30 protein-coding genes and 2 pseudogenes are annotated in these 23,196 nt (G+C 70.4%); 7 read left to right on the plus strand and 25 right to left on the minus strand.

The genetic code is table 11. The annotated features are described in order from the left end of the window. The first annotated feature begins 274 nt into the window (after window positions 1-274). Window positions 275-580 carry a hypothetical protein gene (locus FU792_RS15785; RefSeq protein WP_022923615.1) on the plus strand — a complete coding sequence of 102 codons (306 nt, stop codon included), beginning with the start codon at window positions 275-277 and terminating at the stop codon, window positions 578-580. Between the two features lie 98 nt (window positions 581-678). Here FU792_RS15785 and FU792_RS15790 read toward each other — a convergent pair whose 3' ends face one another. Both FU792_RS15790 and FU792_RS15795 read right to left on the minus strand, forming a co-directional pair. Further along, window positions 679-906: a hypothetical protein gene (locus tag FU792_RS15790; protein ID WP_022923614.1), complete on the minus strand. Its 228-nt coding sequence runs from the start codon at window positions 904-906 to the stop codon at window positions 679-681. 105 nt (window positions 907-1,011) lie between these two features. After that, entirely contained in the window at window positions 1,012-1,326 is a 315-nt protein-coding gene (locus FU792_RS15795) for a hypothetical protein (RefSeq protein ID WP_149814890.1), read from the minus strand. Window positions 1,327-1,475: 149 nt separating this feature from the next. On the opposite strand from FU792_RS15795, the gene FU792_RS15800 reads away from it, so the two are divergent. Continuing rightward, window positions 1,476-1,796: a hypothetical protein gene (locus FU792_RS15800; protein ID WP_022923612.1), complete on the plus strand. Its 321-nt coding sequence runs from the start codon at window positions 1,476-1,478 to the stop codon at window positions 1,794-1,796. A gap of 97 nt (window positions 1,797-1,893) precedes the next feature. Here FU792_RS15800 and FU792_RS15805 read toward each other — a convergent pair whose 3' ends face one another. Then, window positions 1,894-2,265, minus strand: a complete 372-nt coding sequence (locus tag FU792_RS15805; RefSeq protein WP_157609167.1) for a hypothetical protein — start codon at window positions 2,263-2,265, stop codon at window positions 1,894-1,896. Between the two features lie 88 nt (window positions 2,266-2,353). Here FU792_RS15805 and FU792_RS15810 point away from each other — a divergent pair, with 88 nt between their 5' ends. After that, window positions 2,354-2,764, plus strand: coding sequence for a VOC family protein (locus FU792_RS15810; protein ID WP_022923610.1), 411 nt, complete (start codon window positions 2,354-2,356; stop codon window positions 2,762-2,764). Window positions 2,765-2,776: 12 nt separating this feature from the next. On the opposite strand, the gene FU792_RS15815 is transcribed toward FU792_RS15810, so the two are convergent. Further along, on the minus strand, window positions 2,777-4,072 hold the full coding sequence (locus tag FU792_RS15815; RefSeq protein WP_084484999.1) for a DUF418 domain-containing protein: 1,296 nt from the start codon (window positions 4,070-4,072) through the stop codon (window positions 2,777-2,779). 113 nt (window positions 4,073-4,185) lie between these two features. Between FU792_RS15815 and FU792_RS15820 the strand changes: the two genes are divergently transcribed. Next, window positions 4,186-4,692: a hypothetical protein gene (locus tag FU792_RS15820; RefSeq protein ID WP_022923608.1), complete on the plus strand. Its 507-nt coding sequence runs from the start codon at window positions 4,186-4,188 to the stop codon at window positions 4,690-4,692. Further along, the gene (locus FU792_RS15825; protein WP_022923607.1) at window positions 4,670-5,179 is read left to right on the plus strand and encodes a putative immunity protein; all 510 of its coding nucleotides are present in this window, start codon (window positions 4,670-4,672) and stop codon (window positions 5,177-5,179) included. The genes FU792_RS15820 and FU792_RS15825 overlap by 23 nt, the downstream gene beginning before the upstream one ends. On the opposite strand, the gene FU792_RS19455 is transcribed toward FU792_RS15825, so the two are convergent. The 13 genes and pseudogenes from FU792_RS19455 to FU792_RS15890 form a co-directional block, all read right to left on the minus strand. Continuing rightward, complete coding sequence (locus FU792_RS19455) at window positions 5,134-5,439, minus strand: GNAT family N-acetyltransferase (RefSeq protein ID WP_149814891.1); 306 nt, start codon at window positions 5,437-5,439, stop codon at window positions 5,134-5,136. The two genes, FU792_RS15825 and FU792_RS19455, sit on opposite strands and share 46 nt — an antisense overlap. Before the next feature lie 24 nt (window positions 5,440-5,463). Further along, on the minus strand, window positions 5,464-5,730 hold the full coding sequence (locus FU792_RS15835) for a hypothetical protein (RefSeq protein WP_028130761.1): 267 nt from the start codon (window positions 5,728-5,730) through the stop codon (window positions 5,464-5,466). After that, window positions 5,687-6,001, minus strand: coding sequence for a VOC family protein (locus FU792_RS15840; RefSeq protein WP_022923606.1), 315 nt, complete (start codon window positions 5,999-6,001; stop codon window positions 5,687-5,689). Before FU792_RS15840 ends, FU792_RS15835 begins: the two co-directional genes overlap by 44 nt. A gap of 128 nt (window positions 6,002-6,129) precedes the next feature. Beyond that, complete coding sequence (locus FU792_RS15845) at window positions 6,130-6,387, minus strand: type II toxin-antitoxin system RelE family toxin (protein WP_028130760.1); 258 nt, start codon at window positions 6,385-6,387, stop codon at window positions 6,130-6,132. Continuing rightward, window positions 6,387-6,578: pseudogene (locus FU792_RS17435) on the minus strand (type II toxin-antitoxin system Phd/YefM family antitoxin); the annotation flags it as partial. The gene FU792_RS15845 and the pseudogene FU792_RS17435, both read right to left, overlap by 1 nt. Window positions 6,579-6,898: 320 nt before the next feature. Further along, a complete protein-coding gene (locus FU792_RS15855) occupies window positions 6,899-7,669 on the minus strand; it encodes an ABC transporter permease (protein ID WP_161600285.1) in 771 nt (256 codons plus the stop codon). A gap of 151 nt (window positions 7,670-7,820) precedes the next feature. Continuing rightward, complete coding sequence (locus FU792_RS15860; protein WP_168714891.1) at window positions 7,821-8,768, minus strand: ABC transporter ATP-binding protein; 948 nt, start codon at window positions 8,766-8,768, stop codon at window positions 7,821-7,823. Window positions 8,769-9,066: 298 nt separating this feature from the next. Next, window positions 9,067-9,303: a hypothetical protein gene (locus tag FU792_RS15865; RefSeq protein ID WP_149814892.1), complete on the minus strand. Its 237-nt coding sequence runs from the start codon at window positions 9,301-9,303 to the stop codon at window positions 9,067-9,069. Window positions 9,304-9,449: 146 nt separating this feature from the next. Continuing rightward, the gene (locus tag FU792_RS15870) at window positions 9,450-10,064 is read right to left on the minus strand and encodes a response regulator transcription factor (RefSeq protein ID WP_022923599.1); all 615 of its coding nucleotides are present in this window, start codon (window positions 10,062-10,064) and stop codon (window positions 9,450-9,452) included. A 23-nt stretch (window positions 10,065-10,087) separates the two neighbouring features. Next, entirely contained in the window at window positions 10,088-11,131 is a 1,044-nt protein-coding gene (locus tag FU792_RS15875; protein WP_022923598.1) for a sensor histidine kinase, read from the minus strand. A gap of 68 nt (window positions 11,132-11,199) precedes the next feature. Next, window positions 11,200-12,372 (minus strand): sensor histidine kinase, encoded by a 1,173-nt coding sequence (locus FU792_RS15880; protein ID WP_022923597.1) that lies wholly within the window; start codon window positions 12,370-12,372, stop codon window positions 11,200-11,202. A gap of 536 nt (window positions 12,373-12,908) precedes the next feature. After that, complete coding sequence (locus FU792_RS15885; RefSeq protein WP_420329305.1) at window positions 12,909-13,949, minus strand: succinylglutamate desuccinylase/aspartoacylase family protein; 1,041 nt, start codon at window positions 13,947-13,949, stop codon at window positions 12,909-12,911. Window positions 13,950-13,957: 8 nt separating this feature from the next. Then, window positions 13,958-14,446 carry an ATP-dependent zinc protease family protein gene (locus FU792_RS15890; RefSeq protein ID WP_022923593.1) on the minus strand — a complete coding sequence of 163 codons (489 nt, stop codon included), beginning with the start codon at window positions 14,444-14,446 and terminating at the stop codon, window positions 13,958-13,960. 25 nt (window positions 14,447-14,471) lie between these two features. Between FU792_RS15890 and rimK the strand changes: the two are divergent. Continuing rightward, window positions 14,472-15,718: pseudogene (gene rimK / locus FU792_RS15895) on the plus strand (30S ribosomal protein S6--L-glutamate ligase). A 148-nt stretch (window positions 15,719-15,866) separates the two neighbouring features. Here the strand turns inward: rimK and FU792_RS15900 are convergent. Genes FU792_RS15900 through FU792_RS15910 form a run of 3 tightly spaced genes read right to left on the minus strand, consistent with a single transcriptional unit; the run spans window position 15,867 to window position 19,367 of the window. After that, window positions 15,867-16,553, minus strand: a complete 687-nt coding sequence (locus FU792_RS15900; RefSeq protein ID WP_022923591.1) for an SDR family oxidoreductase — start codon at window positions 16,551-16,553, stop codon at window positions 15,867-15,869. Window positions 16,554-16,599: 46 nt separating this feature from the next. Beyond that, on the minus strand, window positions 16,600-18,888 hold the full coding sequence (locus FU792_RS15905; protein WP_022923590.1) for an FdhF/YdeP family oxidoreductase: 2,289 nt from the start codon (window positions 18,886-18,888) through the stop codon (window positions 16,600-16,602). Window positions 18,889-18,929: 41 nt separating this feature from the next. Further along, window positions 18,930-19,367 (minus strand): MFS transporter, encoded by a 438-nt coding sequence (locus tag FU792_RS15910; protein WP_022923589.1) that lies wholly within the window; start codon window positions 19,365-19,367, stop codon window positions 18,930-18,932. 92 nt (window positions 19,368-19,459) lie between these two features. On the opposite strand from FU792_RS15910, the gene FU792_RS15915 reads away from it, so the two are divergent. After that, window positions 19,460-20,170 (plus strand): B3/B4 domain-containing protein, encoded by a 711-nt coding sequence (locus FU792_RS15915; protein WP_022923588.1) that lies wholly within the window; start codon window positions 19,460-19,462, stop codon window positions 20,168-20,170. Window positions 20,171-20,246: 76 nt separating this feature from the next. Here FU792_RS15915 and FU792_RS15920 read toward each other — a convergent pair whose 3' ends face one another. From FU792_RS15920 to cobA, 5 genes are all read right to left on the minus strand, one after another. Then, window positions 20,247-20,453 (minus strand): helix-turn-helix transcriptional regulator, encoded by a 207-nt coding sequence (locus tag FU792_RS15920; protein ID WP_022923587.1) that lies wholly within the window; start codon window positions 20,451-20,453, stop codon window positions 20,247-20,249. Next, window positions 20,446-20,853 carry a hypothetical protein gene (locus FU792_RS15925; protein ID WP_022923586.1) on the minus strand — a complete coding sequence of 136 codons (408 nt, stop codon included), beginning with the start codon at window positions 20,851-20,853 and terminating at the stop codon, window positions 20,446-20,448. The genes FU792_RS15920 and FU792_RS15925 overlap by 8 nt, the downstream gene beginning before the upstream one ends. A gap of 3 nt (window positions 20,854-20,856) precedes the next feature. Then, window positions 20,857-21,132 carry a LacI family DNA-binding transcriptional regulator gene (locus tag FU792_RS18990; RefSeq protein WP_084484995.1) on the minus strand — a complete coding sequence of 92 codons (276 nt, stop codon included), beginning with the start codon at window positions 21,130-21,132 and terminating at the stop codon, window positions 20,857-20,859. A gap of 84 nt (window positions 21,133-21,216) precedes the next feature. Beyond that, entirely contained in the window at window positions 21,217-21,927 is a 711-nt protein-coding gene (locus FU792_RS15935; protein ID WP_028130756.1) for a sirohydrochlorin chelatase, read from the minus strand. After that, a complete protein-coding gene (cobA, locus tag FU792_RS15940; protein WP_149814893.1) occupies window positions 21,924-23,141 on the minus strand; it encodes a uroporphyrinogen-III C-methyltransferase in 1,218 nt (405 codons plus the stop codon). Before cobA ends, FU792_RS15935 begins: the two co-directional genes overlap by 4 nt. Between the last annotated feature and the right edge of the window lie 55 nt (window positions 23,142-23,196).

Raw genomic sequence — 23,196 nt, forward strand, 5'->3', positions numbered from 1 at the left:
GAGGGAGCTGGCTCCGGGGAGGGGCGAGTTCACCCATACCCGACTTGTCGGGCGGCAACTCAGCCTTCCAGCGGCTTCCTGAGGCGCACGTCGGCGGTGACGGGTCCAGAGGAATGGTTCACCGGCCTCCACTCCCGGGGAGTCACGGATCTCTCGTTGGTCACCGACCTGCCCACCACAGGGCTACTGCCTTCGCGCCGCCCCGGACTCCCGGATCTGGTCAGTGTCTGCGCACGGCTCGTCGGCGGAGGGCCTCAGAGCACCACAGGTCGGCGTGACAGAGGCCAGGACGGCGCTACAGGTCGCGCTGCATGACATCGGGGGCTTCGCCCAGCAGTTCGACGAACTCCACAGGTGGGCGTCGTGGTTCACGAAGGCCGAGAGCCTCCTCACCGACCCGACCCCGGCTGCCCCCTACCACCAGGACCTGCTTCCGCCCGATGCCGACCTCGAGCGTCGCCAGCTGGCAGCCGCGGTCGTGCAGGGTTGGGTGTTCGGCGGGATGGGGTCGTGGAACGACGGCGGACCTGCGGATCCCGGGGCGCAGCGAGAGTACGAGCGCGTTGGCGCGCACTTGTAGTCCGCTCTGCTCACCGCGCTTCCGGCCGCGACCAACGGTGCGTGACGCCCGCCCTGCCTCGCCCGGAGGTCAGGCAGCGACGAGCGGCAGTCCGTACCTCAGAGCTTCTCGAGCTTGTGGAACGGACTCGGGATGCGCATCGTGCGAGTGCCGAAGTTCACCGTGACCGCGGCGCTCTCCGTGCCCACGACACGTCCGAGGCCCAAGGCCTGGTGCGAGACCCTGTCGTCGACCTCGAAATGCTCGACGTCCGGCTCGACTCGCGGCTTGAAGGGGCTGGAGGCAAGGTGGCGCCGCTGGGATCCGGACCGGTTCGATGTGATCACCCCTCAGTATGCGCCCCAGAGCCATGCCAGCCACACCCGCTGCTCACGTGCGTCCAAGGCGCGGGGCCGGGCTCGTGGTTACCCTCCCGTGGCAGGTGGAGGGCGTCACCTGCCCGCGGGTCCCTCTTCGGGTTCGCGGATGAGCCGCAGGTGGCGCTGCAGCCAAGGGCGGGCCTCATCGAGCACCGCGTCCAGGCCGCGCACCGCTGGGTCGGGGTAGAACCCGGAAGTGTCGTTGGCGCGGTAGTAGAGGCCGGCTGGGCGGTCGGCACCGTCGACCTCGTGCCGCCACGGGAGATAGATGACCGTGACCGGTTCGCCCTCGAGGTCGACCTCCCGGCTGCGGGGGGCCTCCTGCTCCGTGGGGAAACTCAGGATGGTGGCACCCTCGTCCCCGGTCCCTGGGCCCTGCTCCGTCATGTGGATCACCGTACCGCTCCGGTGAGGGTCCCGCCGGATGCTGCCGGCCCAGTTGCGGGTGGGGAACCGCATGGCCAGGATGAGCATCCAGGACAACGTGAGTCTGCTGCGAGCACGGCGTAGGACAGGGACGACCAGGGAGGCCGACGATGCGCTGCTACCGACGTGCGCTCTCGATCGCTGTTCTTCTCTTTGCCACTGCCTGCTCGGAGTCGGAGGGGCAGGACTACGTGCTCTACACCCACTGCGGGATCGACGAGCTCCGCTTCGAAGGACAGTGGTACGAACGCGCTCAGGGCCGTCTCGATGACGGCTCCGGGAACCCGCCCGACGGTTGGGACAACCCGGAACAGATGGGCACCCTCACCCGGGTCGACGAGACCACCCTCGTCTTCACCGACGAGGTGGGACACCGAGAGGAATTCGTCCTCCGTCCGGGGGCGAGCGAAGCGAAGCGGGCCTGCGACTGAGCGAGCACCGCCGTGTGCCGCTCGGTCCTCTCAGGCAGCCAACATCCCCTGCGCGTCGCCCGTGACCGCTCGTCTGCGGCATCGCCAGCGCGCAGGATCAGCCGAGGGAGTACTCACCAGCGAGGTCGACGTCGATCTCGAGAAGGACGCCGGTGAACTCCTCTGTCCTGGGGTACTCAGCCGTCGGAACCACCTGCCGTCCCACGCCGCAGCGCTCGACCTCCTCGTACCGAGCGCTCGAGGACTCGAAGACCCACGTTCCGTCCCCGGCAGGGTCCTGGACGTACCAGCGGTGCTCGGTCCACATCCGGGCCACCAAACCCTTGATCTCGGGCCAGTCAGGCGGGGCGACGTAGGTGTCGACCGACAGCACCCCGGTCACCACCCCAGGACCAGGGTCCATCTCCTCCGGCCATTCGCAGTAGACCGGGACCGGGCCGATGTCCAGGCGGTAGGCGTGGTAGCCCAACGCCAACCCCTCTCACGACTTCAGCGGGGTCACGACTGCCACGTCGGTGGACGTGCCGCCCCCGTCCAGGACCGCTACGGTCCACGGCATGGACGACTACCCGCGGCTGCTGCATACCGTCCTCGACACCCCTGAGGTGCGACAGCTCGCCGAGTTCTACCGCCAGCTGCTCGGTCTGCAGTACCGGCCCGGCGACGAGCCCCCGGCGGACGAGAATGACGACGCCGACTGGTTGGTCCTCACCGACGCCCAGGGCGACCGCACCCTGGCCTTCCAGGAGGTCGACCGCCTCGAGCGGACGACGTGGCCGCGGCCCGACGTGCCGATGCAGATGCACCTGGACCTCACGGTGCCGGACCGTGACGCGCTCGAGACGCAGCACCGACGGGCTCTCGACCTGGGCGCCGAGCTCCTCCTCGACCGCACCGACGACCCGGACGAACCGTTGTACGTCTTTGCGGACCCGGCCGGTCACCCGTTCTGCATCTTCGTCGCCTGACAGACGGGTCCGTCAGCGCGCCTCGCCGACCGTGGCGACGGAGCGATCTCGGTGGAGGTAGGTCACCCGGCGCAGCACCACCTCCGCCGGACCTGGCCGGCCGGCGCGGTCCAGCCAGGCGCACCACCCCACCGACGCCAGCCAGATGAGGATCGCGACCGCCGCCGCACCTGCCGACCCGATCCGTCCGCCGAGGCCGAGCCCCCAGGCCGCCATCAGCGGCGCCATGACGACCGACTGCCAGAGGTATGCCGACAGCGAGCGCCGACCCACCGCCGCCAGCACCCCGGCCACCGGCCCCGGTGCGCCCCCGTCTGCGGACTCGGGCTCGGCCGCCCCGACCCGGGACTGCAGGCGGGCCGCAATCAGGCCGAAGACCGCGGCATACCCGAGGCCCCCGGCGAGCCCAGTGAGCATCTGCACGCCGATGAACATAAAGCTGAGCTCCGGCGTCAGCCAGACGCCGGTGTGCACGAGCATGAGCGGCACACCGCCGAGCCAGGCCACGGGCAGACCGACCACCGCGGTGCGGCGCAACCGGGGCAGGTGCTCGGTGGGCCGGTCCAGCACGCCCTCCCGCGCCCACAGCCACCCGGTGAGGATCGCGGCCGGCACGCTGAGCGAGAAGACGCTGAACCCGAGGATGAAGGCGTACTCGCTCAGGCGCGGCAGGACCGACGCGGCGTAGGACGAGATGCCGTTCGCGTCCGTCGTCGCCGGCATCCACATCGCCGTGTCCCACGATTCCTGCGGCACCGACAGCAGCGCCACGCCGGAGACCACCGACAGCGCGGCGAAGACCGCGAGCAGGCCGACCAGCACGCCACGGACGATCCTGATGGCGCGGGTGCTGCGCCAGAAGAGCAGCGGCACCAGCACCAGCCCGAGGATCCCGTATGGCCCGAGCACGTCGCCGTACCAGAGCAGCGCCGCGTGCAGCGTGCCGATGACGACGAGCGCGACGTGCCTGCGCCGGAGCATGGCCCGGAATCCGGCGACCGGGGTGCCGCGGGCCTCCTGGGCGCGGGCGAACTGCACCATCCCGTAGCCGAAGAGCAGCGCGAACATCGGCAGGGCCCTCGCGTCGACGAGCACGATCATGAGGGTCTGGACCACCCGGTCCGCCCCCGTCGCGCCGGTCGGGTGGCCGACCGACAGGCCGTGCGGGGCGCCCTGGAGGAACCACGGGATGTTGGCCAGCACGATGAGCAGCAGCATGAAACCCCGCGCCAGGTCCGGGGCCAGGGCCCGCGGTGGCCCCACCCGAGCGGTGTCGGCCACCCGCACCGAGGTTGGTTTGTCCGTCATGCGTCTCAGTGTGGCAGCGGCGGCGACCACCCGGGACTGACGTCTGTCGCGACCTCGACGGCGCAGCCGGGACGACCTCGCGGGTTGTCAGAGGTCGGTTCTAGCGTGGACCCATGGCTGAGTGGGACGACATCCTGGCGGCGGTGGGACTGGCGCTGAGCGGTGACCGGGAGACCGGCCTCGAAGGCCTCCTGAGCGCCTGGGCGGGGACGCGCGAGAGCGACCATGCGCACCGGTGCGTGGTCGCGCACTACCTGGCCGACCTGCAGCCCGATCTGGACGACGAGGTGCGGTGGGACGAGGTCGCGCTGGCCGAGTACGCCCATGTCGCTGACGCCGACCTGACGCCTGTGGGGATCACCTCGGCCGCCGGCATGGCACCGAGCCTCCATCTGAACCTCGGCGACGGATACCTCCGTCAGGGACGGTTGCCGGAGGCCGCGGCGGAGCCCGAGGCGGGGGCGCGACATCAGTGCCACCTTCCTGCGGACAGCTACGGGGACATGATCCGCGGTGGGCTGGACCGGCTGCGCTCCCGCCTGGAGAAGGCGACGACACAGCAGAGCCACGAGGGGTTGACGGTGACAGGAGGGGTCGATGATCCTCCCCGAGGTGCGTGACCCTCGTCTCGTCACGGTCAGGCGCGGCGGGCTCCTGACCGACACCGATCACGCCCTCCTCGCCCTCTGGGCCGCCGAGTGCGCCGAACACGTGCTCCATCTCTTCGAGCAGCAGCTGCCCGAGGACCACAGACCCCGCGACGCCATCACTGCCACTCGCTCGTGGGCGGCTGGCGGCGTGGGGATGATGCAGGCCAGGTCGGCGGGCGGTCATGCCATGGGTGCCGCCCGAGAGCTGCGCGGGCCGGCCCGGTTCGCTGCCTACGCCGCCGGACAGGCCGCCTGCGTCGGGCACGTCGCCGAGCACGACCTCGGGGCCGCCGCCTACGCCATCAGGGCGGTCCAGGCGGCACACCCTCACGATCCCCACGTGCGCCGCGCGGAACGCGACTGGCAACGGACCCAGGTCCCCGAGCACCTGTCCGCCCTCGTCGTCGAGGATCAGGCTCGGCGCGACGACATCTGTTGGTCGGTGTTCGCCGACTGAGCCGGCAGCGTCAGAGCACGCGCTCGAAGAGGTGGAACTGGTCGAGGTCGGTGCCCTCGTAGTGCAGGGTGCGGACCCCGAGGTCGGTGAAGCCGCACCGGGGTAGAGGGCTCGAGCGGCGGGGTTCTCGACGTAGGGTCCAGCCGGACCGCCCGGCACCCCTCGCCTCTCGCCACCTCCAGGGCGGCGTCGACGAGGAAGCGCGTGACCCCCTGACGCAGGAAGGCGGGGCACACCCCCAGGGCGTGCACCACGAGCACCTGCTCGGGCGACGCGTCGACGGCCTAGGGCGCCTGCCGGTACGCGTCGGGGGCGTCGTGGTTCAGCGCCACCACGCCGGCGACCTGCCCGCCCTCGCGGTCGATGGCCAGGTACAGCTCGCCGGCGTCGATCCACTCCTGCACCTCGGCCGCGCTCGGGCGGTTCTCCGTGTGCCAGTGCGGGAAGTCCGCGGTCACGGCCAGGTGGTCGATGATCTGCCGGTATGCGTCCAGCGCCGCCGCGGTGTCAGCCGGCCTCGCCGCCGTGCGCGAGACCGTCCCAGTAGCCACGCAGCTCCGCCTCGTCGTCGCCGCTGAGGTTGAGCGAGACGTTGCCGTCGGAGCCGGCCGCGGGCATACCGGGCGGGCTGTCCGAGGCCATGAGGGTGACGCCGGCCGGGGTGGTGAGCTGGGCGTGCATGACGCCGTCGCTGCCCTCGCCCTGCATGCCGTACTCACCGAAGGTGTTGATCACCAGCTCGCCGCCGAAGACCTGCTGGTAGTGCTCCCTCGCGGCCTTGGCGGTGCCGTCGAAGGAGACAGAAGGGATGAGCGTGGACATGCCGGGACCTCCGTGGTCGCTGACGGCCCGTCCGTCAGGGTGAGGCGAACCTACTCCCGCGCCGCGCCAGGCCGCTCGCGCGCGGCATACCGCGGCCAAGTCTCCCCCGAGCTGTCTCGCTGCGACCGTCAGCGATAGACGTCTGCCCGATGCTCGATGGCGATGATGGTCACGTCATCATCGATCCGACAGATGATGCGGTAGTCGCCGCGCATCGCGCTGTGCAGCCCGTCGAGATCGAAGCGCAAGCCCATCCCCAAGCGCTGCGGATTCGTCGCCAAAGAACCGTAGATGAATTCGATGGCTGCAGTGGCCACCTTCTCGGGGAGTCGGCGCAGTGCACGCTTGGCCGTGGGCGTCCATGCGACCTGGTATGGCCCCTCCATCACGCACGAAACGTCGCGAGCGCCTCCTCCTTACTGAGGACCTCCGCCTCGCCCCCAGCAAGCTCTGCGAGGCTGTCGCGGACCTGAGTCACGAGCTCGGGCCGACTGGCGACCTTAAGCGTCTCCTCCAGCGACTCGAGGTCGTCAGCGCTGATCACCACGGCCGCCGCCTTGCCATGACGCGTGATCGTGACGCGGTCGTGCTAGAGCTCGACCTAGTCCACCACTTCGGAGAGACGGTTCTTCACATCGCGCAGGGCCATCGCAGGATCGACAGTCATGGCCACAAGTGTAGCCATTTATGGCGTGGATACGCACCGCCGCGTTGATTCGATCGATGCGCTCCTGCATGGACCGCGACCTCGCACCAGGCGCACCATGACCGCGCCGACCACGATCGCGAGCAACGGCAGGGCGAGGACCACCAACACGCTCACCGTCTCGAAGACGACCAGCTACCACACGGGGCTCCGGCTCGGTACAAGGTAGGCCCGGATCAGGCCCAGCAGCCTCAGCCCCGAGGCTCCCAACGCCAGCCCCGACGCGCCACGGCGGCGAAGATCACGACCCAGAGCACGGAGACCACGACGGCCGCGATGCCCATCAGCGTGTGTGCGGACATCCCGATCCGCTCGGCAAGGTCCACCATCGGAGCGGGCGTCGCCAGCATCTCGGCGGGCGCGCCCAGGGCGCGTGCCGCCAGATCGCTGGAGGCAGCGAACGGCAGCAGGAGCGCCAGTCCCCGGTAGTGGTCAGGGGCGGCCGGGTTCAGGACGAAGATGGCGGCCACGAGGCCCGTCATCATGACCGGCAGGACGGCGAACTGCACGCGTTCACTCGTCGCGGCGATGGTGGCCGTCGCGAAGCCGGCGATCACCGCCAGCAGGGCTGTGCCCACCATGACCGCCAGGAAGGGCCCGTAGGAATCCACCGCCGGTGCGCCCAGGAACTGGTAGGCCGCGCCCACCACGACGATCTGGAGGACCCCGACGACCACATAGGGCAAGGCCAAGGACACCAGCATCTGCGAGGGCACCAGCTCAGAGGTCCGCAGCCGCTTCAGCACCTGGCTCTCGCGGCGGGCAACGACGGTGCTGGTCGTGGTGTTGTAGACGGCCAGGACCATGACCAGGATCGACATTGATGCGAGCATGCTCACCCAGGCCGCCGGCATCGTTGGCCGATTCATCAGAGCCATCGCGATGGCGAGCGCCGGCGCCAGGATGATCGACATCAGGGCCGCCTTCTGGCGCAAGATCATCCCCGACTCGAAGAGCGTCATCCGGGTGACGCGCAAGACGCTACTGCCTGGCCGACTCCTGCCTCTTGCGGTCATCGCCTCGGGGCGATGCGTGCCGCCGTCGACGCGGGTCTGGTCCGTCACTGCTGCACTCATGCTGACACCTCGCTGTCCTGCTGGTCGTGGCTCTGCATCAGGTCCATGGAGCGGACCCGGAGGAAGACCTCTTCGAGTGAGGCCGGGTTGCCCTCAGGCGCTCCAGGTCCACGCGTGAGCGAGCGGCCGCATCCAGCAGCCACCGCAGGTTCGCGACGGGGTCAGCTCCACTCACCTGGACCTCCATGCGAGCGCCATGCGGCCGACGGACCTCTCGATGGCTGAACGCGACGCCGCGCGGATGATCCGCCAGCCAGCCCGTCCCAGCAGCGACCGCCACATCAAAGGTCACCCGCGCCGGCTCCGTGGCCAGGACCTCGTCCAACGTGCCGGAGACTGCGACCTTGCCCTGGTGCATAATGGCGACCCGGTCGGCCAGGCTCTCGGCCTCCTCCAGCTGGTGCGTCGTCAGGACGACCGTCGTGCCGTGATCGCGCAGCTGCCGCACCAGAGACCACAGGGTCATGCGCGAGGCGGGATCCAGGCCGGTCGTGGGCTCGTCCAGGATGATCAAGTCCGGGCTTCCCCAGATCGTCACCGCGAGGTCGAGCCGCCGGCGCTCGCCACCGGACAAGGACTGCACCCGGGTGGTGCGCTTGTGGCTCAGGCCCACCCGCTCGATGATCGAGTCGACGTCGTCCACCCGCGAGGACAGCTCTGACCACAGCCGCACGGTCGAACGCACCGTCAGCTCCGGGAAGAAGCCGGCCTCCTGGAGCATGGCCCCGGTGCGGCGGCGGATCAGGGCCTGGTTGGCCCGGGGATCCACCCCCATCACGCTGATTGAGCCGGACACCGGCCTGCGGAAGCCCTGGATGAGCTCCAGGGTCGTGGTCTTGCCGGCGCCATTCGTCCCGAGGAGGGCATAGACCTCGCCGGGCTGCACCTCGAGGCTGACGCCACGCACGGCGTGGTGGTCGCCGTACCGGAAGTGCAGGTCGCGCACCGCGATCATCGGCTGCGTTGGATCCTGGAGTGTTCTCATACCGGCGAGTCTGGTCCGCAGACCCCGAGACCAGTAGGGCTCGCAGACACAGGCTCAGGTGACAGCTGTCACCGCGAACCCATCGGCTCGCAACGACCACGGCACCGCTGACGCCAGCAGCGGCTCTGGGTGCGGGATCGAGATCCAGCCCCGCGGCGTCGGCGCCGTGTCCCGCCGCAGCTGCGCGACGACGTCCTCGGCGCGGCAGGCGCGCAGCCGGGAGACGAGGTCGGCGACGACGGCGTGACCCCCCCCCGGTCCAGCTGGACGCTGAAGCGCTGCGCAAGGCCCCGCGCTGTCAGCCGAAGGACCGATCGGTCACCGGAGAGACATCGCCCCGGGTGAGCACGAAGATGAATCGCCCGATGATCCAGGCGAGAAGAAGTCCGATCAAGGTCATGTTGAACACGCGAGACGTGTCGACAAAGACGAAGACGAGCACACCGAGGGGCACGACGAGCAGCAGCGATGCCACCATCACTGCCGTCTCGCGTCGAAAGGTGGGGGCCGGCTTCACGCTGCTGATGTCCTGCAAGAGATGTCCCATGAGTGTGACTACCTTTCGCTGAAGCGGCTTTGATCCAAGCTATTGACGTCGCCTCTCGACGTCACCTTCAGCATGCCGCGCGCGGCGGCGGTGCAGAAGTCCCAGCTGTCATCACCACAGATGACAGGCGCGTGTCAGAACAATCCGCGTCTCCGCGCGATCTTCACGGCCTCGGTCCGCGTCGTGGCATTCAGCTTGCTCATGGCATTGGACAGGTAGTTGCGCACCGTTCCTGGGGAGAGAAAGAGCTCCTCAGCGATCGTCGCGGTCGGGATCTCCTGATCGACGAGGCGCAAGATGTCGATCTCGCGATCAGTGAGTGGCGTCGCATCCGACCTCATGGCAGATGCCGCTATCCCCGGATCGATCACGGTATGTCCGTCCGCGACCGCTCGGATCCCTCCGATGAGCTGTTTCGCCGTGGTCGACTTCAGCAGGTACCCCGAGGCCCCGGCATCCATGGCTCGTGGGAGGTGCCCGCTACCGGGGAGGGCCGTAAGCAGGATGACCTTGCAGTCCGGAAGAGCTTGCGTCAGCTCGGCGCAGGCCTCGATGCCCGAGGCACCCGGCATGTCGATGTCCAGCAGGGCGATGTCTGGACGGTAGAGACGACCAGCCTTGAGCACCTCGTCCCCATGCTCGACGCGGGCCACGATCTCGTAGCCGGCCTCCGTGGTCAGCAGTGCCTCGAAGGCCTCGCCGACGATCGCGACATCCTCGGCGATGAGGATTCGCAACGGCACCTCCACGATTGACTCCTTCTGTCGTTGCTTCAGGAGGCGGTGTCGTCGGCGAGCTCGCCGACCCGAACGGGGACCCGGGCGCTGACCTGATACCGATCGCCCCCGAGGCGACCGGTCTCCAGCACACCGCCGAGCTCGGTGACAGCACGCCTCCAGCGCCGCTGGCCCGAACCGTCTCGCCCAGACTCCGCCATCTCCTGGACCCCGTCATTGGTGAACCCGAAGAGCGCCTCCTCGCCGTCGGCGCGCACCACCAGGGTGCAGCGCGTCGCCAGAGCATGCTTGAGCATATTCGTGACAGCCTCCCTGAGCATCAGGGCGAACAGCTCCGCGGCAGGCCCAGGTACGTCCTCGCCGGAGGAGGTGAAGTCCACCCCGAGCCGACGACACAAGGTGGTCGCGGCGCGAATCTCGTCAGCCAAGGAGCTCACCATTGGCTCGTGCGCGAGCCGCTTCAAGGTCACCTGACTGCGGTCGAGGAGGTCGCTCAGCTCACCCACCTGACGCTGAAACTCTGGGTGGTCAACGTCTGCCGTCGCCGAACGAATCCGAGATGTCTGCACGTCGGCCTGCATCAGGATGCCACCGAGTGTCTGATTCACCTGCTCGGCTAGCCGGGTCCGCTCGTTGTCCACCTCGGTCAGCGCGAGTTGCTCTTGGACGTCGGCCAGCTCGATGCCCTTCGTTCGGATCCGATCGAAGAGATAGATCACCAAGATGTTTGGCACCAACCCCAAGGCGCTTTGCAGCACCGTGTCCGGCGGGTAGGCCTGCCACCAGATCACGGCGAGAACCGCGATTGCGGAAGTCACGATCGGCAGCCGCCAACGCAGCGGTACGGTCAAGGCCACCTGGGCCAGACCCAGACACATCGTGAAGTGCCACTGGAAGACGTTGCCCAGGGCGAAGATGACGACCCCGACGATCGGCCCCCAACGGCCGAAACGCTCGCGCGTGAGGTCCCACACCAGGAAGGAGGCGGACAGACTCACGAAGATGGCCACCTGACCGGGGCCCCGCGGCAACTGCCCAACCAGACCGACCGTGTTGAGGATGACGACGAGCCACACCATGGCACGGGGCAACTGCCCCGTGCCGGTGATCCGGGCCCAAGCCGACCCTGTGGTCCTCGATGCTCCACTCATCGGGGCACCACACCTCGGGTATGTCGCGTCACCGGGAGAAGAACTCTCAGCGCATACGTGCCACCCTCGAGGACCTGGTGCGACACACGGCCCCCGCAGGCCTCCACCGATCTCGTCAGCCGCGAGTCGGTCGGCCCCAGATCAGAGCGCGCTCGTCCAGTGGGTACCCCGTCGTTGGCCACCGTTACGGAGATCTCATCGCCCTCGGCGTCGATCGTGATCGAGCACCAGGACGCGGTGCTGTGCTTGAGGACGTTGGTCACCGTCTCGCGGACGAGGATGCCGAGGATGGGGTCCATCGACCCGGGGGGGTCGGCGCGCAGGTCAACCCGCGTCGTGATGCCGACCCGCTCGCACAAGGATTCGGCCGCCGCCAGTTCACCCTCCAGGTCCGTCATCGCGGGGCCACTCGCCAGGGCCCTCAACTGGGCCTGCCCACGAGCCAGGATCTCGTGGTTCCGTTCCAGCTCCTCGACGATGGGCCGTCGCGACTCACCGATCAGCCGCAAGGCGGTCTGATTCCGCAACGACGCCGCGACCAGCGTGCGGCCCATGAGGTCGTGCAGATCCCGGGCGATGCGGTCTCGTTCCACGTCGACCCGGCGACGTGCCAGCACCTCCCGGGTCAGGTGAATCTGGTCGAGCCGGATGGCGAGCACGGTCGCGGCCACGATGATGGCGACGTACAGAGCTGATTCCGCCACGTATCCCACGAAGAAGAAGGGGGTCGGCCGCGGCAGTGCCATGGCGAGAACCCCAGCGACCACGAGGCATCCGATGAGCCTCGTCGTGCCCCGGTAGGAGATCACGACGGCAGCCCCTGCAGGGATGAGGCCGAACATCAGAACGCCCGACAGCGAGGGGAGGGCACTGACGGCGACCAGGACAGGCACCACCCACGGCCGCCTCAGGTGCGCACCACCGCGACTGGCCGCGAGCTGCACCCAGGCCAGGAGCACGACACAGGTGAACTCCGATGCCGCGCGACCCCAGACGCGCACCGCGTCGAGTCCGGGGGTCCGCTGGTCGGCCAGCACTGCTCCGCCGACAATGCTGAGCAGCACCAGCCAGGTCAGCGCCAACGTGACCCGCGTCTCCGGTGACTGCAGCCGGAAGACTGTCAGGGGCCCGGGCCTCGCCCCGTGGATGCCCGCCGGCGCCGAAGTCACGCGTCCCGCGCGTCGACGCACGTGGTCCAGATGGACCACCCCGCGGACTGCGGGCCGGCCTCGGAGCCGATCCGCGGCTGATCCTCGATGGTCAGTGCGTGCATCTCGTGAAGCGTCATTGCTCTACTTCCATGGAGGGCGAGGAGTCGGCGCGGCGTCGCGCCCACCGGACACTCCTGATCCTCGCCCATGACGGCACCGGCAGGAACTCTCGGGCGACATTCATCCGGATGACACCTGTCATCAACCCTGGTGGGGCTGTAGTGGCCCGATGTCGTCGAGCAAGGGGATGCCCCGCGTCCCCCAGGCGGCGATCACTCCGGCCGTCCCCGTCGCCAGATCGTCCGAGCAGCGTAGCCGCGCCTCGCCTCCCCGATGACGCTCCACCCCGTGGGCACAGCCAGCCGATGGTGGTTCACGCCCCGGAGGGGCCCGAAGAAGGTCCCCATCCCGGAGGTCGTCACGACCACTCGGGATAGAGGGCGCAGTAGCGATCCTGGTTGGCCTTTCCGGCAGCCGCGCGGAGGCACCACCCATCACCGAGTCGGTTCCACCTCACCGATGTGCACCAAGGCATCCCCCCGGTTGACCAGGGGCGCCTCGGCCCGGCCGATGACGACCCCGGCGCGGTCGGCCTTGACGATCGCCAACCGCTTGCCGAAGGAGTTGAACAGCTCGCCGAGCTTCTCCCCCTCGCTCACCCGCTGCCCCAGCGCGACGTCCATGTGCACGATGCCGGTCCGGCGCGCCCGCACCCAGCCGCTGCGCCAGCACACCTCGCTCGGCGTCCCGACCGGCTCCACGTCGACCTCGTCGGTGTCGATCATCCCCAGGTGCGCCAGCACCCGCAGCACCCCGACCACGCCGGCCTCGATCGCCCACTCGTCGAAGCGCCAGGCCTCGCCGCCCTCGTAGAGCAGCACCCGCGCGCCCCGCTCGCGCGCGGCATACCGCAGCGAGCCGTCGCGCAGCTTGGCGTGATACATCACCGGCGCGCCGAAGGCCTCGGCCAGCGCCCGGGTCTGCCGGTCCTCGAGGTCGCAGCGGATCTGCGGGAGGTTGGTGCGCCGGTCGGCACCCGTGTGCAGGTCGATCCCCACGTCCGAGGGCCCGATGACCTCCTTCATCATGAGGTGCGCGATGCGTCCGGCCAGCGACCCGCGGGCCGAGCCGGGGAAGCTGCGGTTGAGGTCACGCCGGTCCGGCAGGTAGCGGTCCCCGGACATCACGCCGAGGACGTTGACGATCGGAACCGCCAGCACCGTGCCGCGGATCGTCTTCGGGTCCAGCACCGCCATGACCCGGCGCACGACCTCGATGCCCACGACCTCGTCGCCGTGGATCGCGGCGGAGAGCCACACCGTCGGCCCGTCCTCGCGCCCGTGCAGCACGTGCACCGGCAGGCTCACCTCGGCGCCGGTGACGAGCCGGGAGATCGGCATCGACACCTCGCGGCGGCTACCGGAACGGACCTTGACCGTGCCGATGGGGAAGGAGGGCCGCAGCTTGCGCGCCCGCGGTCGGCGCGCCGCAGCCTCGCCCGGTCGCACGTCCGCTGCGGTCGCCGACCCCGTCATCGCCTCGCTCACTGCTTGCCCCAGTTCTTCCGCCGCACCGCCCGCTCGGGCCGGCCCCCGGCATAGCTCAGCGCCGGGTCGACGACGTAGCCCTGCACCAGCGCCTCCCGCCCGATGAGCATCCGGAAGCCCATCTCGTCACGGTCGGTCAGCGTGACCTCGACCGGCACCTCCCGACCGACGAGGACCACCGGCAGGCGCACGACATACCGCTCCTCCTCGTGCCCCGAGGAGGAGCGGACCGAGCGGGAGTCGTGGACCGGCAGCTCCACCTCGACGGCGTCGGAGGCGGTCGCCTGCCACGGGTGGACGGCGAAGCTGACCCAGTCGCGCCCGTCACGGTCGAAGGAGCGCAGGTCGAAGGCGTGGATCGCCGAGGTCTTGGCGCCGGTGTCGATCTTGGCCTTGATCCACGGCACGTCGACCTGCGGGATCTGCACCCACTCGCGCCACCCGACGACCGTCTGCTCCGTGATGGAATGGTTGGACCCTGTCACCCGCGCATCCTCTCAGGACGTCCCCATGAAACTCGCCATCCTCTCCCGGTCCCTGCGCGCCTACTCGACCCAACGGCTGCGCACCGCGGCGCTCGACCGCGGGCACCAGGTCAAGGTCCTGGACACCCTCCGCTTCGGCATCGACCTGGCCGGCGACGAGCCCGACCTGCACTTCCGCGGCAAGCCGCTGTCCAGCTACGACGCGGTCCTGCCCCGGGTCGGCGCGTCGGTGACCTACTTCGGCACCGCGGTCGTGCGGCAGTTCGAGCAGATGGACGTCTACACCCCCAACACGTCCAACGGGATCATGAACAGCCGCGACAAGCTGCGCGCGAGCCAGATCCTGTCCCGCCACGGCATCGGTATGCCCGCGACCGCCTTCGTGCGCAACCGCGCCGAGATCCCGCACGCCATCGAGATGGTCGGCGGTGCCCCGGTCGTGGTCAAGCTGCTCGAGGGCACCCAGGGCATCGGCGTCCCATCCTCGCGCCGACGATGAAGGTCGCCGAGGCCATCATCGAGACCCTGCACGGCACCAACCAGCAGGTGCTCATCCAGCGCTTCGTCAAGGAGTCCAAGGGCAAGGACGTCCGTGCCCTCGTCGTCGGCGACCGGGTCGTCGCGGCGATGCGGCGGGTCGCCCAGGGCGACGAGTTCCGCTCCAACGTGCACCGCGGCGGGCGGGTCGAGCCGGTCGACCTGGACCCGGCATACCAGGAGATCGCGGTGCGCGCGGCGCAGATCATGGGCCTGCGCGTCGCCGGCGTCGACATGCTCGAGGGCAACGACGGCCCGCTGGTGATGGAGGTCAACTCCTCGCCGGGGCTGGAGGGCATCGAGGCCGCGACCAAGCTGGACGTCGCCGGCGCCATCGTCGACTACATCGCCGACCAGTCCGGCTTCCCCGACATCGACGTGCGACAGCGGCTCGCGGTGTCGACCGGGTATGGCGTCGCCGAGATCGCGGTCATGTCCGGCTCGGACATGGTCGGGCAGGCGCTCCAGGACTCCGGCCTGTGGGAGAAGGACATCCAGGTGCTCACCCTGCACCGCGGCACCCGCGTCGTGCCCAACCCCTCGGGCCAGAAGGTGCTCGAGGACGGCGACCGGCTGCTCTGCTTCGGCAAGCACGAGAACATGCGCTCGCTCATCCCCGCCCGCTCACGGCGACCGAGGCGCGTGCGTCAGCTGCCCAAGCAGCCGATCCACGATGACGTGCCCGGCGTCTCCGTGCCCCTCGCCCAGCAGCTGAGCCCTCCCGGGTCGCCCTGAGTGCCCCTGTGCACGGCATCTCAGGCCCTCACAAGTCTGAACACAGTTATTCAGCCGGAGCGCAGGTTATTTCCTACGCTTCGACCGAATAAGCGTGCACAGGTTCAGACCTTCGAGCACGACGTGCCGACCTTGCCCGGGTATGCCCTCAGGCGCCCTTGGCGACCTCGTCGAGCGCCTGGTCGATCGGGGTGTCGCCGCCGACGAACTCGATCATCCGCCCGGTGAGGTCTTCGCGCCCGATGACCGCGGCGATGACGGCCGCGACGTCGGCGCGGGGCACCGAGGCGAGCTCGCTGCCGTCCGAGGGCTGCGGGTCCGATCCCGGCCCGGAGCCGCGCACCTCGATCGAGCCGGTGGGCTCGTCCAGGCTCAACTGGCCCGGCGCGACGATCGTCCAGCCCAGGCCGGAGTCGCGCAGGTGCTGGTCCGCGGCCGACTTGGCCTCGGCGTAGGCGAAGAAGGCGTTGTCCTCGGGCACCCCGTGGTCCCGGCGGGCACCGAGGTAGCTGACCATGAGGTAGCGCCCGACTCCGGCCTGCTCCGCGGCGTCCATGGTGCGGGTGGCGGCGTCGCGGTCGACGGCGTAGGTGCGCTCCGGGTCACCGCCGCCGGCACCGGCCGACCACACGACGACGTCGTGCCCACCGAACAGCTCGGCGAGCTCGTCGGTGCTCATGTCTTGCACGTCGGCGACGACGGGCGTCGCCCCGGTCTGCTCGACCTCGGACGCGTGTTGCGGGTTGCGGATCACCGCACTCACCTCGTGCTCGCCCAGCAGCGGGCTGAGCAGCATTGCGACCTTGCCGTGTCCTCCGATGATGGCTATACGCATACCTGGTCCAACAGCGCACCCCGCCCCGATGTTCCACGGGTATGCCTCAGCCCCGGTCCCGCAGCTCCACGACGACCGACTTGCTGGCCGGCGTCCCGCTCCGCTTCGAGCGCTGCCCGAGCGGCACGAGCACGTTGGTCTCCGGGTAGTAGGCGGCGGCGCAGCCCGGGGCGGTGTCGTAGGACACGATCCGGAACTCCTCGGCGACCCGCTCGCCGTCCTCCCAGTGGCTCACGAGGTCGACGTGCTGCCCGTCCCGCAGGCCCCGCTCATCGAGGTCCGCAGGGTTGACGAAGACGACCCGGCGACCGTTCTCGATGCCGCGGTAGCGGTCGTTGAGCCCGTAGATCGTCGTGTTGAACTGGTCGTGGCTGCGCAGCGTCTGCAGCAGCAGCCGACCCTCCGGGACCTTCGGGTAGACCAGCTCGTTGCAGCTGAGCTGCGCCTTGCCGAGGTCGGTGTCCCCCCATTCCCGCGACCTCGCCACGTGCGGCAGCACGAAGCCTCCCGGGTCGTTGATCTTGTCCTCGTAGTCCTCGAAGCCGGGGATCACGCGGGAGACCGCGTCGCGGATGGTGCGGTAGTCGTCCTCGAAGGCCTGCCAGTCGGTCACCGCGGCGACCCGCTCGATGGAGCGTGCGAGGCGGCAGATGACCGCGACCTCGCTGAGCAGGTAGGGCGAGGCCGGCGGCAGCGGCCCGTGGCTCGCGTGCACCGCCGACATCGAGTCCTCGACGGTCACCCGCTGCGGGCCGCTGGCCTGCTCATCCCGCTCGGACCGAGCGAGCACGGGGAGGATGAGGGCGGTCTCCCCGGTGACGACGTGAGAGCGGTTGAGCTTGGTCGAGACCTGCACCGTCATGTCGCAACGGCGCAGCGCCGCCTCGGTGACGTCGGTGTCCGGCGCGGCCTTGGCGAAGTTGCCGCCCATCCCCATGAAGAAGCTGACCCGGCCCTCACGCATGGCCTCGACCGCAGCCGCGGTGTCGTAGCCGTGCTCCCGCGGGCTCTCGAAGGAGAACTCCGCATCGAGCAGGTCGTGGAAGTCGTCGGGCATCTGCTCCCAGATACCCATCGTCCGGTCGCCCTGCACGTTGCTGTGGCCGCGGACCGGGCACAGCCCTGCACCGTCCCGACCGATGTTGCCCTGCAGCAGCATCACGTTGACGATCTCGGTGAGCATGGGGACCGAGTGCTCGTGCTGGGTCAGCCCCATCGCCCAGCAGACGATGGTGCGGCGGCTGCGGGTCATCCGGTCCGCGAGGTCCTCGATCTGGCGGCGCTCCAGGCCGGTCGCGGTGAGCACCTCGTCCCAGTCGAGGTCGGCCAGGTGCTCGCGGTATGCCTCGAGCCCCTCGGTGTACTCGGCGAGGAATTCGTGGTCCAGCACCGAGCCCGGGTCGGCGGCCTCCCGCTCCAGCAGCAGCGCGCCGAGGGCCTGGAAGAGCGCCATGTCGCCACCGAGCCGGATCTGCAGGAAGTCGTCGGCGAGGTCGGTGCCCGACCCGACGGCCTTGATCGGGTTCTGCGGGTTCTTGAACCGCTGGAGCCCGGCCTCGGGCAGGGGGTTGACCGCGACGATCGCCGCGCCGTTCTCCTTGGCCTTCTCCAGCGCGCTGAGCATGCGCGGGTGGTTGGTGCCCGGGTTCTGCCCCGCGATGATGATGAGCTCGGACTCGTGCAGGTCCTCGAGCAGCACGGTGCCCTTGCCCAGCCCGATGGTGTCGCCGAGGGCCGCGCCGGAGGCCTCGTGGCACATGTTCGAGCAGTCCGGCAGGTTGTTGGTGCCGTAGGCGCGGACCATGAGCTGGTAGACGAAGGCCGCCTCGTTGGAGGTGCGTCCCGAGGTGTAGAAGATCGCCTCGTCCGGGTCGGCGAGCGAGGTCAGCTGGTCGGCGATCACCCGGAACGCTTCGTCCCAGCTGATCGGCTCATACCTGTTGCTGTCGGCCCGCTTGACGACCGGGTGGACCAGCCGTCCCTGCTGGCCCAGCCACCAGTCGCTGCGCGTAGCGAGGTCGTCGAGGTCGTGCTCCTCGAAGAAGTCGGGCCCGATGGTCCGCAGCGTGGCCTCCTCGGCCACCGCCTTGGCGCCGTTCTCGCAGAACTCGGCGGGCGAGCGGTGGTCGGGGTCGGGCCAGGCGCAGCCCGAGCAGTCGAAGCCGTGCTTCTGGTTGAGCCGGGTCAGGGTGCGCACCGTGCGCGTCGCGCCCATCTGCTCGTAGGAGATCTTCAGCGCGTGGTAGACCCCGGGGACGCCGGCGGCCCAGTCCTTGCGCTCGTGGATCTCCAGGTCGTCGTCGGTGAAATCCTTGCGGGGTGCGTCGGTCGCCACGTCCGCCTCCTTCTCGCGTTCGGGTCAGTCGAAGAGCTGGGTCACGCGGGCGATGGTCTCGCCCACGCCGTAGAGCAGACCGGCGCTGAGATGTAGCCCAGCCCCAGGCCTGTGCCGCCGAGCACGCCGTAGCCGAGGTAGACGATCCACAGCTGTCCGGTGGCGATGCCGAGCGCGGAGACGAGGAAGCCGGCGACCCAGAGCGCCGCCGCCACGGCCATCGTCTTGCGCGGGCCGTTGCGCTCGACCCAGGTGCCGAGGATCGCGGCGGAGAGCCCGAGCATGACGATCGAGATCGAGAAGATGACCGACACCGCGGTCGCTGAGGCGCCGAAGCGCTCCTCCAGCGGGATGTTGAAGACGCTGAAGGCATACACCTGGCCGATGGACAGGTGGACGGCGAGCGCGGCCGGCGGCACGAACCAGCGGTTGAAACCCGGACCCGCGACGGTGCGCTCCCGGTCGAGCATGGCGAGCATGAGGCTCCTCGCGTCGTCGAGCTGAGCGGTGGTCTCCCAGCGTCACACACCGTCCTCGGTCCGGCACCTCGAAGGTGGGGCAGGATGCGGGTATGGGCGGACACGACCTCGAGGGGTTCCTGGCCGGCGCGGAGATCGAGGCGGAGGTGCGTCGGCTGCGCCCCGACTACCGCGCGCTGCTCGTCGTCGTCGCGGGCATCGTGCCGGCGCCGGCTGACGAGCACAGCGAGGCGCGGCTCCGGCGTGCCGAGGCCGCGGCGTCCGAGGCGATGGCCGACGCCGACCTGCTGGACCTGCCGCACGTCGCGGCGTGGCGGGAGGCATACCGGGCGTTCGGCGCCAAGCCGCAGCGCACCCGCCCCAGCCTGGAGGCGTTGCTGCGTCGGGTCGAGGGCGGGCTGCCGCGGGTCAACCGCCTCACCGACCTCTACAACGCGGTCTCGGTGCAGCACCAGATCCCGCTCGGCGGCGAGGACCTGGACCGGTATGCCGGTCCGCCCCGGCTGGTGCGCGCGGCCGGGGACGAGCACTTCGAGACCCTGGCCTCCGGTGAGGCCGCCGTCGAGCACCCGCTGCCCGGCGAGGTCGTCTGGCGCGACGACGAGGGGGTGACCTGCCGGCGGTGGAAGTGGCGGCAGACGCGGCGCACCGCGCTGACCGACGACACCACTGCCGCCCTCTTCATCCTCGACGCGCTCGAGCCGGTGAGCGACGACGCCCTGATGGCTGCCGGCGAGGACCTCGTCACCGAGCTCGCGCGCCTGGGACCCGACGTGCGCTCCGCGCAGCGACTGCTGAGGTGATGCTTGTGCGGGACGTGGTGTCACATGCGTCGCCGGGACCACGGATGTGACACACCGTCCTGCACACGGGTGCCGGTCAGCGGTCGGCGAGCGCGAAGATCTCCTCCACCGGGAGGTCCAGGAGCTGCGCGATCCGCAGGGCCAGCGGCAGGCTCGGGTCGAACTTCCCCGTCTCGATGGCGTTGACGGTCTGCCGGGACACCCCCAGCTCCTCGGCCAGGGTCGCCTGGCTCCACCCGCGCTCGGTGCGCAGCGCGCGCAGGATGCTCGTGGTCTCAGCCACGCAGCCGGTCCAGCCGCACGGTGTAGCGCACCCAGAAGGTCGCCAGCATGACCGTCAGGCACAGCAGCGCCCAGAGCCAGGGCAGTTGGCCCGGTGCCACCACCAGGGCGAGGAGAAGCAGGAGCACCAGGATCAGCGAGACCTCGAAGGTGTCGCTGCGAGCGGCCATGGCTGCCTGGTGCTCGATGCTGTCCGGGGAGTCCTCCCGGCGCTCGCGTCTGCGACGGCCCAGGGTGAGGTTGAGCGCGATGCCGAGGGGCCCGGCGACGAGCCAGATGCCGAGCAGCTGCACCCAGAACGCCGGATCGGTGACGAGGTAGAGCAGGGCCATGCCCACGACGGCGCACAGGCCCACGACGGCGCACAGGCCCGCGACGATCCACAGCGCTCGGGTACTCATGTGTCAAGTGTGCTTGACAAGAACGAGAGTGTCAAGCGTGCTTGACCTTGCCAGACCGGACAGCCCTGGTTCGCGCCATCCGGCGACCGGCCCCACTGGTCTCCGTCCGGGGAGGTGCACACCAGGGGTGTCCGGTCGCAGGGAGGGGCCACTCAGCGGGCCTCGACCGACCCGATGTTCCACGACCTCGCGCAGCGCGGGGTCCACGGTGCTCGCCCGGTTGACGACCCGGGAGACGGTCGCGCGGGACACCCCGGCATACCGGGCGACCTGATCCAGTGTCGGTCGTCGCTCCGTCCCCGATCGGCGTGCAGCACTGACGGACCCGTCCTCGGGTCGGCGACTGGTCGCCGGGAGAGCGCTCTAGGAGCTCCTCGGACCCACGTCTGGGAGCCGCGCCTCGCGGTAGCGCCGGGCGACGAGGCGTGCCAACAGGTCGTGGGTGGCCAGCGGCTGGGTCCGGGAAACGCCGGCGGCGTCGGCGACCGCGTGCGCCTTGTCGAGGAAGAAACCCGGGGAGAGCAGGTGGGCGGCCACCGCGACCCGGGTATGCCCGTCCTTCCGCAGCCGGACCAGCTCCTCCTCGGGGCGGGGGCCGGGTCCGCTGAGGAAGGCAGTGCCGGCCGCGCAGCCGAGGTCCTCCGCGACCCGCTGGGCGACCGTCGCGACCTCGCCCCGCGCGTGGTCGTCGCTGCTCCCGGCGCCGAGGACGAGGACGGCGTCGGGCGACTCCCCCGCGGGCAGCGTCTCGCGCACCCGGGCGGCCAGGGCCTGCACGACCTCGTCGGCGGTCCCGAGCGCCGGGGTCGCCGTCGCGCCCGGGACGTCGGCGAGCGCCGCGGGCACGTCGTGGTTGACGTGGTATCCCGAGGCGAGGAAGAAGGGGACGACGACGGGGTCCTCGAGGCCCACGAGGACCTCCGCGAGGGTCGGCCCGCAGACGTCGACGAAGCCGACGACGGGAGGGGCGGGCATACCCAGCACCTCGCCCGCTCGGGCGGCGCAGGCACGCACGACCGCCTGCCCCTCGGGGCTCGCGGTGCCGTGCGCGGCGACGACGAGCGGCCGGCTCACGCGACCGCCCCGGCGCCCTCCGCCCGGGCCGGCCACCCGTGCGCCAGGGTGACGACGTCGCCGACGACGACCACGGCAGGCGAGGCGACGCCGACGCGCTCGGCGCGGTCCGCGATGTCGGCGAGCGTGCCCAGGGTGACCCGCTGCTGCGGGGTCCAGCCGTTCTCGACGATGCCGACCGGGCAGCTCGCGGGACGCCCCGCCCCGACCAACCGGGCGGCGATCTCGCGCAGCCCGGCGACGCCCATGAGCACGACGAGCGTGTGGTCGCCGCCGGTCGGGAGACCGGGCAGCTCCTCGTGGCCGGTCACGACGGTGAAGCCGCGGGCCAGGCCGCGGTGCGTGACGGGGATGCCCGCCGCGGCCGGCACCGAGACCGCGCTGGTGATGCCGGGCACGACCTCCACGGAGAGCCCCATGGCCTCGCAAGCCGCACGCTCCTCGCCGCCGCGGCCCAGCACGTAGGGGTCCCCGCCCTTGAGGCGCACCACGCCCCGGCCCCGGAGCGCCTCCTCGACGAGGATCCGGTTGATCTCGTGCTGCGGCACCGGGTGGTGGTGCGGCGACTTGCCCACGTCGACGACGCGCGTGCTCTCCGGGAGGCGGGCGAGGAGGGCGCGGGGCACGAGCCGGTCGGTGACGACGACATCGGCGGCGGCCAGGAGCGTCGCGGCGCGGCGGGTGAGCAGCTGCTCGTCCCCGGGGCCGGCGCCGACGAGCGCGACCCAGCCGCCGTGCGGGCGGCGGCCCCGCAGGTTGACGACGCCGCTGGTCAGATGCTCCTCGAGCCCGGTGCGCACGGAGGCGGCGCGTGCCGGGTCGCCGCCGGCGTGGACCGCGATGCGCACCTCCCCGGTGGGGGTCGGCACGACGGCCCGGGCCGGGACCTGGGCGCTGCCGGCCGCGGCGTCACCGGCGTTGACGCAGAACGTCTGCGCCGCCTCCGCGTCCGCCGCGACGCGCCGGTCGGTGTCGGGGTCGCCGGTCGCGGTGTGCACGAGGAAGGCGCCGGCGAGGTCAGGGGCACCGGCATACCGGCGCGGGGTCCAGGTGATCTCCCCGCGCTCCGCCCACGCCGAGAGCTCGGGCGCCACCTGCGGCGCGACGACCTCGACCACGGCGCCCTCGGCGAGCAGGTCGCGCACGCGGCGCACGGTCACGGCTCCCCCGCCGATCACGACGACCCGGCGCCCGCCCAGCGACAGGCCGAGCAGGAAGGGACGGGCGACATAGGACCATCATGCACCGTTACCGAAACGGTCACCAAGT

The organism is Serinicoccus marinus DSM 15273, from assembly GCF_008386315.1.
Classification (GTDB): Bacteria; Actinomycetota; Actinomycetes; order Actinomycetales; family Dermatophilaceae; genus Ornithinicoccus; species Ornithinicoccus marinus.